Annotated in this window: 11 protein-coding genes; 8 read left to right on the forward strand and 3 right to left on the reverse strand. The window is 70.8% G+C overall.

Annotated elements, in window-relative coordinates; translation table 11 throughout:
* The first annotated feature begins 216 nt into the window (after nucleotides 1-216).
* The 4 genes from ACFV9H_RS34105 (at nucleotide 217) to ACFV9H_RS34120 (ending at nucleotide 5,073) form a co-directional block, all read left to right on the forward strand.
* A complete protein-coding gene (locus ACFV9H_RS34105) occupies nucleotides 217-1,500 on the forward strand; it encodes an extracellular solute-binding protein (protein WP_385406105.1) in 1,284 nt (427 codons plus the stop codon).
* Between the two features lie 163 nt (nucleotides 1,501-1,663).
* Nucleotides 1,664-2,686 (forward strand): carbohydrate ABC transporter permease, encoded by a 1,023-nt coding sequence (locus ACFV9H_RS34110; RefSeq protein ID WP_385406107.1) that lies wholly within the window; start codon nucleotides 1,664-1,666, stop codon nucleotides 2,684-2,686.
* Between the two features lie 77 nt (nucleotides 2,687-2,763).
* Entirely contained in the window at nucleotides 2,764-3,582 is an 819-nt protein-coding gene (locus ACFV9H_RS34115) for a carbohydrate ABC transporter permease (protein WP_385406130.1), read from the forward strand.
* A 6-nt stretch (nucleotides 3,583-3,588) separates the two neighbouring features.
* A complete protein-coding gene (locus tag ACFV9H_RS34120) occupies nucleotides 3,589-5,073 on the forward strand; it encodes a glycoside hydrolase family 3 protein (RefSeq protein WP_385406110.1) in 1,485 nt (494 codons plus the stop codon).
* Nucleotides 5,074-5,148: 75 nt separating this feature from the next.
* On the opposite strand, the gene ACFV9H_RS34125 is transcribed toward ACFV9H_RS34120, so the two are convergent.
* Nucleotides 5,149-6,129 carry a hypothetical protein gene (locus ACFV9H_RS34125; RefSeq protein WP_385406112.1) on the reverse strand — a complete coding sequence of 327 codons (981 nt, stop codon included), beginning with the start codon at nucleotides 6,127-6,129 and terminating at the stop codon, nucleotides 5,149-5,151.
* 3 nt (nucleotides 6,130-6,132) lie between these two features.
* Nucleotides 6,133-6,549, reverse strand: a complete 417-nt coding sequence (locus tag ACFV9H_RS34130; RefSeq protein ID WP_385406114.1) for a hypothetical protein — start codon at nucleotides 6,547-6,549, stop codon at nucleotides 6,133-6,135.
* 392 nt (nucleotides 6,550-6,941) lie between these two features.
* On the opposite strand from ACFV9H_RS34130, the gene ACFV9H_RS34135 reads away from it, so the two are divergent.
* From ACFV9H_RS34135 to ACFV9H_RS34150, 4 genes are all read left to right on the forward strand, one after another.
* Nucleotides 6,942-7,295, forward strand: coding sequence for a hypothetical protein (locus ACFV9H_RS34135; protein WP_385406117.1), 354 nt, complete (start codon nucleotides 6,942-6,944; stop codon nucleotides 7,293-7,295).
* Nucleotides 7,292-8,842 carry a peptidoglycan-binding protein gene (locus tag ACFV9H_RS34140; RefSeq protein ID WP_385406119.1) on the forward strand — a complete coding sequence of 517 codons (1,551 nt, stop codon included), beginning with the start codon at nucleotides 7,292-7,294 and terminating at the stop codon, nucleotides 8,840-8,842. Before ACFV9H_RS34135 ends, ACFV9H_RS34140 begins: the two co-directional genes overlap by 4 nt.
* A 128-nt stretch (nucleotides 8,843-8,970) precedes the next feature.
* Nucleotides 8,971-9,642 (forward strand): ABC transporter ATP-binding protein, encoded by a 672-nt coding sequence (locus tag ACFV9H_RS34145; RefSeq protein WP_385406134.1) that lies wholly within the window; start codon nucleotides 8,971-8,973, stop codon nucleotides 9,640-9,642.
* Complete coding sequence (locus ACFV9H_RS34150; protein WP_385406122.1) at nucleotides 9,639-10,922, forward strand: ABC transporter permease; 1,284 nt, start codon at nucleotides 9,639-9,641, stop codon at nucleotides 10,920-10,922. The genes ACFV9H_RS34145 and ACFV9H_RS34150 overlap by 4 nt, the downstream gene beginning before the upstream one ends.
* Before the next feature lie 199 nt (nucleotides 10,923-11,121).
* Here ACFV9H_RS34150 and nagB read toward each other — a convergent pair whose 3' ends face one another.
* Nucleotides 11,122-11,907 carry a glucosamine-6-phosphate deaminase gene (gene nagB, locus ACFV9H_RS34155; protein ID WP_385406124.1) on the reverse strand — a complete coding sequence of 262 codons (786 nt, stop codon included), beginning with the start codon at nucleotides 11,905-11,907 and terminating at the stop codon, nucleotides 11,122-11,124.
* Nucleotides 11,908-12,094 lie beyond the last annotated feature (187 nt).

Consider the following 12,094-nt stretch of genomic DNA (forward strand, 5'->3'; position numbering starts at 1 on the left):
ACGTGCGGGGGGACAGGCTTTCTCTCTGTCCAGGTGTCGGTCCGATAACGGACCGATCACCCGCTCATTAGACCCTTGACACCCCCAAAGGTCTAGGCCAAGCTCCAGCTACTGGTCTACACCAATATGGATCAGATCCCGGCCCCACGGGCAGTACTTGGTACGTCACCGCGGCGGGCGAGGGAAGTTGCAGGCAGCATCCCTGAGGAGGGTGGCGTGAAGCGCAAGCTCATCGCGGCGGTCAGTGTCGCGGGCATGATGGTCGGAGTCGCGGCGTGCGGCAACGGCAGCGACGACAAGGCGAAGACCGACGCGGGTGGCGCCAAGGAGATCACCGTCTGGCTGATGGACGGTTCCGCGCCCAAGGCCTGGCTCGACGAGGTCAACAAGGAGTTCGCGGCCAAGCACCCCGGCGTCACGGTCAAGGTCGAGGAGCAGAAGTGGAAGGGCATCCAGGAGAAGGTCACCACGGCCCTCTCCGAGAACACCCCGCCCGACGTCCTTGAGCTCGGCAACACCCAGACCGCCGGCTACGCGGTCACCGGCGGCCTCGCCGACCTCACGCAGGACAAGGCCAAGCTCGGCGCGGACGCCTGGGCGAAGGGCATGATGGCCTCGTCCGAGATCGACGGCAAGCTCTACTCCGCCCCGTGGTACGCCGCCAACCGCGTCGTCGTGTACGACAAGAAGGCCTTCGAGAAGGCCGGCGTCACCCCGCCGAAGACCCGCGACGAGTGGGTGGCCGGCCTGGAGAAGCTGAAGGCGGCCGACCCGGCCTCGCAGCCGATCTACCTGCCCGGCCAGAGCTGGTACGTCCTCGCCGGGTTCGTCTGGGACGAGGGCGGCGACCTGGCCGTCAAGGACGGCGGCAAGTGGAAGGGCCAGCTGAGCACCCCGCAGGCCGCCTCCGCGATGGAGTTCTACAAGAAGCTCCAGTCCTTCTCCACCGCCCCGAAGGACAAGGACGAGGCCACCCCGCAGCAGTCCGTCGACATCGTTCCCAAGGGCGGCGTCGCCTCCTGGATCGGTCTCGGCTGGGAGGCCTCCGGAGCGGAGAAGGCCCTGAAGGACGCGGGCAAGGAGGCCGACTTCGGCTACTTCCCGATCCCGGGCAAGACCGCCGACAAGCCGGGCACCGTCTTCCTCGGCGGCTCGAACCTCGCCGTGGCCGAGCGCTCCAAGAACAAGGAGCTCGCCAAGGAGTGGCTGGCCCTCGCCGCCGGCAAGGACCAGATGACCAAGTACGCCGCCGAGACCAAGGGCGCGCTGCTCCCGAACCAGGCCGCCGCGAACTTCGCCACCACCCCGGGCTCCTTCGCCGAGTCGATGGCCAAGGCCGGCGCCAACGGCAAGATCACCCCGGTCACCGCGGGTTGGGCGAACGTCGAGACCGAGCCGAACCCGATCAAGGAGTTCATGACCAAGGTCCTGAACGGTGAGGACGCCGCCAAGGCGGGCGCGGCAGCGGACGCGGAGATCGCGAAGCGCATCAACCAGTAACAACACCCCGCAGTACGAGCACCACGAGCACCACCAGCACCACCCGCAGGACCCGCTGTACCCAGCAGTGTGAACGCACCGGGGGGTGTGGCAGGCGCCCAGGCGTCTGCCACACCCCCGGTCGCGCATTTGACTCCACAGTCAACCGCGAGGAAACCAAGACATGACCGTGCACTCCCAGGGAGCGGCGACCAGCGCTCCACAGGACGCACCACAGAAGTCCGCCGGACGACCGCCGAAGGCGCCTGCCGGCGCCGCCGCCCCCGGCCCGGCGTCTCCTCGCGGGGGCAGAAAGTCGCTCCCTTCGGGGTGGCTGCCCTACCTCCTGATCGGGCCCGCGGTGCTCAGCCTCGCGACCCTGCTGCTGTACCCGCTGATCAAGAACGTGATCCTGTCCTTCCAGGACATCAACAAGATCGAGTTCATCCAGCGGAAGTACCCGTCCGCGGGGTTCGACAACTACACCGAGCTCCTCGGCGACTCGAACTTCTGGACCGTCGTCCTCCGAAGCTTCGCCTTCACCATGGCCAACGTCGCGTTGATCATGGTGCTCGGCAGCCTGATCGGCATCCTGCTCAACAAGCTCGGCAAGTGGATGCGCCTGGTCCTGTCGATGGCACTGGTGATGGCCTGGGCCATGCCGATCGTCGCCTCCGTACAGGTCTTCAACTGGCTGTTCGACGAGCAGTTCGGCGTCATGAACTGGGTCATGCGCACCGTCGGATTCTCCGGCTACGAACAGCACAACTGGTTCGAGTCCGGCCTCTCCACCCTGACGATCGTCACCCTCCTGGTGGTTTGGGGCTCCGTCCCCTTCGTCGCCCTCAACATGTACGCCGGTCTGACCACGGTCGGCGCCGAGCTGTACGAGGCGGCCCGGATGGACGGCGCCAACGGCTGGCAGACCTTCTGGAAGGTCGTCTTCCCGAACCTCAAGCCCTTCTTCCTCATCACCACGTTCCTCGAGGTGATCTGGGTCTTCAAGGCCTTCACCCAGGTCTACGCGATGAACAAGGGCGGCCCCGACCGCGCCTCCGAGATCCTCCCGGTCTTCGCCTACGTCGAGGGCCAGAGCCAGTCCCACTACGGCCTCGCCGCCGCGATCTCCGTCCTGACGATCCTGATCCTCGTGGTCGTCATGTCCTTCTACTTCCGCCTGATCCTGAAGCAGGAGGAGGAGCAGTGAGCACGACCACCGCCCCGAAGACCGCGGCGTCCGCCCCCTCCGCGAAGCCCGCGCAGCAGCTCCGCACCCGCCGGCCGCTGCGCCCCGGGACCGTCGCCAAGAACCTCGGCGCGCTCCTGCTGGCCGCCGTCTTCGTCTTCCCCGTGTACTGGATGTTCTCCTCGGCCCTCAAGCCGTCGAGCGAGATCCTCACCAAGGACCCGGCCTTCGTCTTCACCCCGACGCTGGACAACTTCACCAAGGCCACCGGGGTCGAGAACTTCTGGACGTACGTCGGCAACAGCGTCCTGGTCACCGTCGGCGCCGTCCTGCTCGCCCTCCTCGTCGCCCTCGCCGCGAGCTTCGCCATCGCCCGGATGAGGTTCAAGGGCCGCAAGGGCCTCGTACTCGCCGTGATGATGGCCCAGATGGCCCCCTGGGAGGTCATGGTCATCGCGATGTACATGATCGCCCGCGACAGCGAGATGCTGAACAGCCTCCCCCTGCTCACCGCGATCTACTTCGTGATGGTCCTCCCCTTCACCATCTGGACGCTGCGCGGCTTCATCGCGGCGGTCCCGGTGACCCTGGAGGAGGCCGCCCAGATCGACGGCTGCACCCGCGGCCAGGCCTTCCGCAAGGTGATCTTCCCGCTGCTGGCCCCCGGCCTGATGTCCACCTCGCTCTTCGGCTTCATCACCGCCTGGAACGAGTTCGCGATGGTCCTGATCCTGAACAAGGACAAGACCGCGCAGACCCTGCCGCTCTGGCTGACCGAGTTCCAGACGGCCTTCGGCAACGACTGGGGCGCCACCATGGCCGCGTCCTCGCTGTTCGCGGTCCCGGTCCTGCTGATCTTCATCTTCCTCCAGCGCAAGGCCGTCGGCGGGATGACCGCCGGCGCCGTGAAGGGATAACGGCACATGACTGTCCTTGCGCACCGGGTCGACACTCTGACGCGCGACGCCCTCGCGGTCCTCCAACCCGGTTTCGAAGGCACCACCGCCCCCGCCTGGCTGCTGCGCCAGGTCGGCGAAGGCCTCACCGCCGTGGGCCTCTTCGGCCGCAACATCGCCTCGCCCGAGCAGCTCGCCGCCCTCACCGCGCAGCTGCGCACCGAGCGCGACGACGTCCTGGTCGCCATCGACGAGGAGGGCGGTGACGTCACCCGCCTCGAAGTGCGGGCCGGCTCCTCCTTCCCCGGCAACCTGGCCCTCGGCGCCGTCGACGACACCGCGCTGACCCGGGACGTGGCCCGCGAGCTGGGCCGCCGCCTCGCCGAGTGCGGGGTCAACCTCAACTGGGCCCCGTCCGCGGACGTCAACTCCAACCCCGACAACCCGGTGATCGGCGTACGGTCCTTCGGCGCCGACACCCACCTCGCCGCCCGGCACACCGCCGCCTACGTCGAGGGCCTCCAAGCCGCCGGCGTCGCCGCCTGCACCAAGCACTTCCCGGGCCACGGCGACACCAACGTCGACTCGCACCACGCGCTGCCGCGCATCGACGTCGACCTCGACACCCTGGTCGCCCGCGAACTGATCCCCTTCAAGGCCGCCATCGAGGCCGGCACCAAGGCCGTGATGAGCGCGCACATCCTGGTGCCCGCCCTCGACCCGACCCGACCCGCCACGCTCAGCCCGCAGATCCTGACCGGCCTGCTGCGCAAGGAGCTCGGCTACGAGGGCCTCATCGTCACCGACGGCATGGAGATGAACGCCATCGCCGGGACGTACGGGATCGAACGCGGCTCGGTACTCGCCATCGCGGCCGGCGCCGACGCCATCTGCGTCGGCGGCGGACTCGCCGACGAGGCGACCGTCCTGCGGCTGCGCGACGCGCTGGTCACGGCCGTCCGCGAGGGCACACTGCCCGAGGAGCGCCTCGCCGACGCCGCCGCCCGGGTGCGCGCGCTGGCCGAATGGACCCGCCGGGCGGCGATGTCGGATGCGCGGCAGGAGGGGAGCCGCGCGTCCGACATCGGCCTGACGGCCGCCCGCCGCGCCCTGGTCATCACCGGTGCGCGCACGCCGCTCTCCACCCCGTACGTCGCCACGCTCGCGCCCGTCGCGAACATCGCGGTGGGGGACGAGACCCCGTGGGGCGTGGCGGCGGAGCTGGCCGGGCTGCTCCCCGGCACGGAGTCGGGCGTCTACCCGGAGGGGTCCGCAGCCGGCGACATCCTGGCGGCCGCGGGGGAGCGCACCGTGGTCGCGGTGGTCCGCGACGAGCACCGGCACCCGTGGATGACGGCGGCCGTGGACGCGCTGGTCGCCGCACGGCCGGACACGGTGGTCGTCGAGATGGGCGTCCCGCAGGCCACCGCGCGCGGCGCCCTGTACATCGTCACGCACGGCGCCTCCCGCGTCTGCGGCCGGGCCGCCGCCGAGGTCATCGCGGGCGTCTAGGCCCGCCAGGTACGGCGAAGGGCCGGACCCCCGAGGAGGGGGTCCGGCCCTTCGCATGTGCCCCTGGTCAGGACGTCAGGACATCGAGGCGGCCAGCTTGAACCGGGCGTCCCGCTGCTTCTTGTACAGCGCGAGCGTCTCGGCGTGCTCCTCCATCAACCGGTCCTGGTAGGCCGTCTCGACCGCCGCCGACACGCCCACGAGGTTCACCTCACGCTTGCACGCGACGTCCTTGACCGCGACGGCGACCGCCCGTGGCCCGCCCTTGTCCTCCGTCAGGCCGAGCTTCTCGACCACGTCGTACGGGGTCTCGATGCCCGAGTAGCCCGCATCGGCCATACACGCGGACCATTTGGCCACCGCGTCCCGGACCCGGGAGTCGTTCTTGGCCCGGTCGAGGGCCTCCGCGGACAGGCCGAAGGCGAACAGCAGGTCCACGCTGTCCTTGGCCGGCGCGTAGAGCTTGCGGTATCCCTCACGTCCGCAACCGCCCGGCGGGACCGGTTTCCCGCCGACGCTGAGGCCGCTGTCGGTCTGCGCGGCCTCCTCGTCGGAGGCCGCGTCGGGGCGGCTCCCCACGCCTTCGCCGGGGTTCAGCCCCTTCAGCACGACCAGGGCACTGTCGCTGAGCTCCGGCGGGGCCGGCTTGGCCCGAGGTCCCGCACCGGCCCGTTTGTCGTAGCCGTACCGCGCGGCGTACGCGGGATCGGCGATTCCGTACCGGTAGCGGTGCCGGTCCTCGGCGGTGCCGGACGGCTGCCGCTCCAAGGAGCCGGCCGAACCCACGTACTGGAACCCGTACCGGGCCATGCACACGCTGGTGATGCGGTCCTGGACCAGTTCCATGCGACGGATGTCGGCTTCGGAGTCCGTGTACGCGTCCATCGGGAAGGAGAGGGAGGCGGTGTCGGGGTTGTTCGCCACCGGCCCCAGCGCGGGTTCCCCCTCGGCGCCGCCTCCGCCACTGGAACAGCCTGCCAACAGGCAGGCGGCCATGGCGGTGGCCGCCGCGGACAGGGCGCGCCGGTGGCCGGGGCTGACAGCGGTTGCGCGCATGGGTCAGCCGCAGGCGATCGGGTACGCGGAGCTGATCGCGTTCTTGAAGGTCGCGCTCGCGTTGCCCGTGTACTGCTTGGGGAGCGTGCCCACGTTGCCGTCGCAGTCCTTGTCGGTGGCGACCTTCCACGAAACCGCATCGTTGTTGTTGTACGAGGCGGTGTTGTCGTTGGTCTTGTATCCGCGCCCGGAGCAACCGGCCGGCCCGGTGAAGGTGTAACCGGTGAAGTCCGTGGTGTCCCAGTCCAGGTCGAATACGCAGCCGCCCAGGCCCGAGTTGTAGTAAAGGCCGAATTCCCAGGTTTCCAGGTAGCCGTTCTTCTGAGTGGCCGACGCCGGCGCCGTGCCGGCCATGACCACACCGGCAGTGGCCAGGGCCACGGCCAGCCCTGCGAAACGCTTCCTGCTGACGGCCTTCACTGTGTTCTCCTCGGGGTATTCGGATGGAGGGGCCGCTCACATCGCCTCTCCCGTGCGGCGGCCAATTCAAAGGCATCAATTCTCCGCGCACAACGGGGTGTCCGGATGATGGACCGTCAATACATGTCGCAAAAAGGCAAGTTGAAAGGCCCGTCAGGCTGGACTAGCATCGGCCGCGCGCTCGCCCGGAATCCAAGGCGGCGGACGCTTCAATTCCGTTTCTATCCGTAGGAAGCGTCTTGATACGCAAGCCACTGATTGTGCCGATTCTGTTCGCGGTCTGCCTCGGGTTGAGCGGATGTTCGGAGAAGTCAGGGCCGACGGCCGGCGCCAAGCCGTCACCGAGTGGCAGTGCCGCTCCCCGCGAGGATGAACTCAAGTACTTCGACTGCTTGGAGAAGAACGGTCTCGCCGTGGAGTTCACGGACTCCGGCGAGCCGCGACTGGCCAAGACGGACCCGCAGGACAAGGTGACCGCGGCCGAGAAGGCGTGCGAGTCCCTCAAGCCGGCCCTCGAACCGCAGCAGATCAGTGCGGAGCAGCTCGCCAACGAACAGCGACGGGCCGACTGCCTGCGCCGGCAGGGCCTCGACTGGGTGCCCGACCCGAACCCGAGCACCGCTGTCATTGAACTGACGCCCCAGCAGACGGGCGACCTGAAGACGAAGCACGTCGACGCACTCCTGGCGTGCCGGAGCGAAACGGCCAAGAGGGACGACTCCCGTCCGGACGTGCTCGGCGGGTGAACGAGCTGGAGACCCTGGAGCACCGCCCCTCCGAGAGCGGTGACAACCGGCAGGCGGACGGCCTCACGCGGGGCCGCAGGGTGGTCGCCGGGCTCGTGGCCGGCGCCGGGCTGATGGCCGTGGGCGGGCTGCTCGCCACCCTGGTGGTGAAGTCGCCCGCGCAGGTCGCGGCCGAGAGTAGGCCGCCCGCCCAGCAGGCCCTGACCGTCCCCGTCGAAAGCCGGGTGCTCGCCCAGACCGTGGTCACGCGCGGGACCGTCATCGCCGGGCAGACCGTCACCGTGTCCCCGCAGGGTCACGGGTCCGGCGAGGGTGCCGGCGCGGCCGTGGTGACCAAACTGACGCTGAAGGCGGGCGACGAGATCACAGCCGGTCAGCTGCTGGCGGAGGTGTCCGGACGCCCCGTGTTCGCCCTCAAGGGCGGACTGCCGGTCTACCGCGACCTGAAGCCGGGAGCCACCGGCGACGACGTCGCCCAGCTCCAGCAGGCGCTGCGCGAGCTCGGCCATGGCACCGGCAATGACCCCAAGGGCACCTTCGGCACCGGAACCAAAGCGGCGCTGACCGCCCGCTACAAGGCGATCGGCTACGAGCCGCTGCCGGCCGTCGCCGACGGCGGAGTCGCGCTCAAGCAGGCCCGGGAAGCCGTACGGTCCGCCGAATGGGCCGTCGAGGACGCCAAGGCCGCCGCGAGCAAGGACGCCGGCGCGGAGCCAGACAAGGGCACCGACAATGGGATCGGCAAGGTCGCCGCCTCCGGCAGAGCGGCCACCGGCAACGGGCGGGAACTGACCCGCGCCCAGCAGCAACTCACCGACGCCCGCTCGGTGCTGGTCGCGGCAGAGGCCGCCGACGGGCCGACGCTGCCCGCCTCCGAGGTCGTGTTCCTCGGCTCCTTCCCGGCCCGGGTCAGCTCGGTCGCGACCCGGGTGGGCGCCGAGCTGTCCGGCCCGGTACTCACCCTGTCCTCGGGGGACCTCGTCGTCGAGGCCTACCTTCCCGAGGACAAGAAGCGGCTCCTGCGCCCCGGCATGCCGGTGCTGATCTCCTCGGAGACGGCCGGCCAGGACATCCGGGCCGAGGTGTGGCTCGTCGCCACGGAACGCTCCACCGGCCAGCAGGGCCAAGGCGGGGCGGGGCCAGGTTCCGGCGACGGCAAGGGGGGCACGGGCGGTGGTGGCGGACAGGGCTCCTCGGGCGGATCCGCGAACCCCGCAGGAGGAGTCGGATACCGGATGCTCGTCCGGCCCTCCCAGGCGCTCCCCGCCTCCTTCACCGGGCAGGACGTACGGCTGACCGTCGAGTCCGCGGCCACCGACGGCGCGGCCTTGGTGGTGCCCGTCACCGCCGTGTCGGCGGGCGCCGACGGACGCACCGTCGTCGCCATCCTCCGCGCCGACGGTTCGCAGCAGCGGGTCGAGGTCCGTACGGCCACGAGCGGTGACGGCTACGTGGCCGTCGAGCCCGTGCAGGCGGACGCCCTCGCGGTGGGCGCCCGGGTGGTCATCGGTGTCTCCGGGGGAGAGAAGAGCGGAGGCAAGCGTTGATCCCGTGGCGGCGGCGCACGCCAAGCGGTGCACAGGCCCCCACGGCCGACTCTGGCGGTGCGGACGGCGACCGCCGCGGCTCCCGGGCCGCTGCCCTCGCCGCTCCCGCCGACTCCGGCTCCCACGCCGTGCCGGTCATCCGCTTCGAGCAGGTCGCCCTCCGCTACTCGGGACCGCCGCCGGTCGACGCCCTCAAGCCGTGTGACCTGACCGTCGAACGGGGCGAGTTCATCACCGTCGTCGGCCCGTCCGGCTCAGGGAAGTCGACCTTCCTCAACGTCACCGGGCTGCTCGACTCCCCGACCGGCGGCCGCTATCTGCTCGACGGCATCGACACCGGCACCCTTGCCGACCGCGATCGCACGGCGCTGCGCGGACACCGGATCGGCTTCGTGTTCCAGTCCTTCCACCTGCTGCCTCACCGCAGCGCCCTGGAGAACGTCACCCTCGCCATGCTCTACACCCGGGTGCCGCGCGCGGAGCGCCTCCACCGGGCCCGTGCGGCGCTGGACCAGGTCGGGCTCGGCCACCGCGTCGACGCGGTACCCGGCCGGCTGTCCGGCGGCGAGCGGCAGCGCGTGGCCATCGCCCGGGCCCTGGTCGGACGCCCGTCCCTGCTGCTCTGCGACGAACCGACCGGCAACCTCGACAGCGCCAACGCGGCCGCGGTCCTCTCGGTGCTGGAGGACCTGCACGCGACCGGGATGACAGTGCTGGTCATCACCCACGACACCGAAGTGGCGGCGCACGGCCGGCGAACCGTCACCGTACGGGACGGCGTTCTGCGGGAGGCGTCATGACCGGACGGATCCGCCGCCCCGGCCGGGCCGGGGGGTCCGCGCCCAGGGGCGTGCCGGTGACCCGGCTCGGCGCCCGCGACATGCTCACCGAGGCGGTGGCGGGGATGCTGCGCCGCCCCGGCCGCGCCGCGCTCACCGCGCTCGGCACGGTGCTGGGCGTCGGGAGTTTCGTCACCGTGCTCGGGCTGACGGGCACCATCTCGGCGCAGATCGACGGCCGGTTCAACGTCCTGACCGCCACCGAGGTGAGCATCGAGGACGTGGCCCAGCAGCAGAACGAGTTCGCCGGGCCCGGTTTCCCCGCCGACGCGGAGAAGCGGCTGACGGCCGTGGCCGGGATCGAGCACGCGGGCGTCATGTGGCAGGTCCGCACGGCCGCGGCCGGCACCGTCGGGACCGTGCCTCCCAAGGGCGCCACCCCGGGCGCCGGGCAGGCCGCCGATGCCAACTCCACCGTCGTTGCCGCATCCCCCGGCGCCGTCGCCGCGCTGGTCCCGACCCTTCAGGAGGGCAGGCTCTACGACGGCTTCGCCGAGCAGAGCAGGCAGCGGGTCGCCCTGATCGGGAGCGGGCTCGCCGGCCGTCTCGGCATCGGTTCGCTGTCCACCCGGCCCGCCGTGTTCATCGGCGACGAGCCGTTCACCGTGGCCGGGATCATCGAGGACGTGCGCAGGCAGCCCGAGCACCTGATGTCCGTGCTGGTCCCGAAGGCCACCGCCGAGGAGCTGTGGGGGCCGCCCGGCCCCACCGAGGCGCGGATGCTGATCGCCACCGACCTCGGGGCAGCCCGGCAGGTCGCCGAACTGGCGCCCGTCGTCCTGCGGCCGGACCACCCCGAGTACCTGAAGGCCGTGCCGCCGCCCGATCCGCGGATGCTGCGGGCCAATGTGACCTCCGACCTGAGCGCACTGTTCCTGCTGCTCGCCGGCGTGTGCCTGGTGATCGGCGCGGTCGGGATCGCCAACACCACGCTGGTCGCGGTCCTGGAACGGACCGGGGAGATCGGGCTGCGCAGGGCGCTCGGGGCGCGGGGGCGGCACATTTCCGCGCAGTTCCTCACCGAGTCGGCCGCATTGGGCGCACTCGGTGGGCTGGTGGGGACCTCGCTCGGGGAACTGACCGTGGTCGGGGTGGCGGTGGTCCGGGACTGGACCCCCGTGATCCACCCCGCAACCGTCGCCACCGCGCCCCTCGCGGGGCTGCTCACCGGACTGCTGGCCGGTCTCTACCCGGCGTGGCGGGCGGCGCGGATCGAGCCCGCGGAAGCCCTCCGCCGCTGAGCGGGGCAGACTTCCGGCTGATCTTTCGGGGCCCGGGGCAAGGCCGGCGGACGACGCGCGGGCCTGGGCCGGGTACCTGGACGCGCCGGAAGGCGGTACCACCGTGGAAATCGGTGATACCGCCTCGGTGTCGCTGTAGCCCTGCTGCACGAGCCAGCTGGAACCCCCGAGGACCGGGAGTCCGGCCCTTCGGAGTCGGCTACAGGCCCTGCCAGGACGGCTTGTTGGCGTAGGTGTGGCGGAAGTACTCGGCCAGCTTCAGCTTCGACGCGGCGGCCTCGTCCACGACGACCGTCGCATGCCGGTGCAGCTGTAGCGCGGAGGCCGGGACCAGCGCGGACAGCGGGCCCTCGACGGTCTGCGCGACGGCCTCGGCCTTGCCCTCGCCGGTGGCCAGGAGGACCAGGTGGCGGGCGTCGAGGATGGTGCCGATGCCCTGGGTGATGACGTGGTGCGGCACCTGGTCTATGTCGTTGTCGAAGAAGCGCGCGTTGTCCACGCGGGTCTGCTCGGTCAGCGTCTTGATCCGGGTGCGGGAGGCGAGGGAGGAGCAGGGCTCGTTGAAGCCGATGTGCCCGTCGGTGCCGATGCCCAGCAGCTGGAGGTCGACGCCGCCGGCTGCGGCGAGCGCCTGGTCGTAGGCCTCACAGGCGGCGACGATGTCCTCGGCCGAGCCGTCGGGGCCCATGAAGGAGGCCTCGGACAGGCCCAGGGGCTCCACGACCTCGCGCAGCACGACGGCCCGGTAGGACTCGGGGTGCCCGGTCGGCAGGCCGACGTACTCGTCGAGCTGGCAGATGCGGGCCTTGGAGGCGTCGACCTCGCCGGCCTTCACCTTGGCGGCGAGGGCCTCGTAGATGGGCAGCGGGGTAGAGCCGGTCGCCACGCCGAGCAGGGCGTCGGGCTTGCGGCGGACCAGGGCGGCCATGGCCTCCGCGATGAGCTCGCCGCCTGCCTTGGCGTCCGGGACGATGACAACTTCCACGCGGGGCCTGCCGATCTGGAGTGTGGTGTGTGGTATAGACCAATCTAGCAGAGGTGGCCGCCCTCTGACCGGACTCCGCCCGATTCCATGGTGATCCGCATCCCCCCGCTCGGCCTCCCGGGCTCCGCCCCGTACCCCGCGCCTCAAACGCCGGCGAGGCTGGACCCGCAGGGCATTCCCCGTCCCG

Origin of the sequence: Streptomyces sp. NPDC059874 (assembly GCF_042731135.1) — a bacterium.
Taxonomy (GTDB): Bacteria; Actinomycetota; Actinomycetes; order Streptomycetales; family Streptomycetaceae; genus Streptomyces.

What these genes read in the sequence shown, in the direction of transcription:
- ACFV9H_RS34120 (WP_385406110.1), top strand. Translation starts at nt 3,589, where the DNA reads ATGACTGTCCTTGCGCACCGGGTCGACACTCTGACGCGCGACGCCCTC.
- ACFV9H_RS34110 (WP_385406107.1), top strand. Translation starts at nt 1,664, where the DNA reads ATGACCGTGCACTCCCAGGGAGCGGCGACCAGCGCTCCACAGGACGCA.
- ACFV9H_RS34125 (WP_385406112.1), bottom strand. Translation starts at nt 6,129, where the DNA reads ATGCGCGCAACCGCTGTCAGCCCCGGCCACCGGCGCGCCCTGTCCGCG.
- ACFV9H_RS34150 (WP_385406122.1), top strand. Translation starts at nt 9,639, where the DNA reads ATGACCGGACGGATCCGCCGCCCCGGCCGGGCCGGGGGGTCCGCGCCC.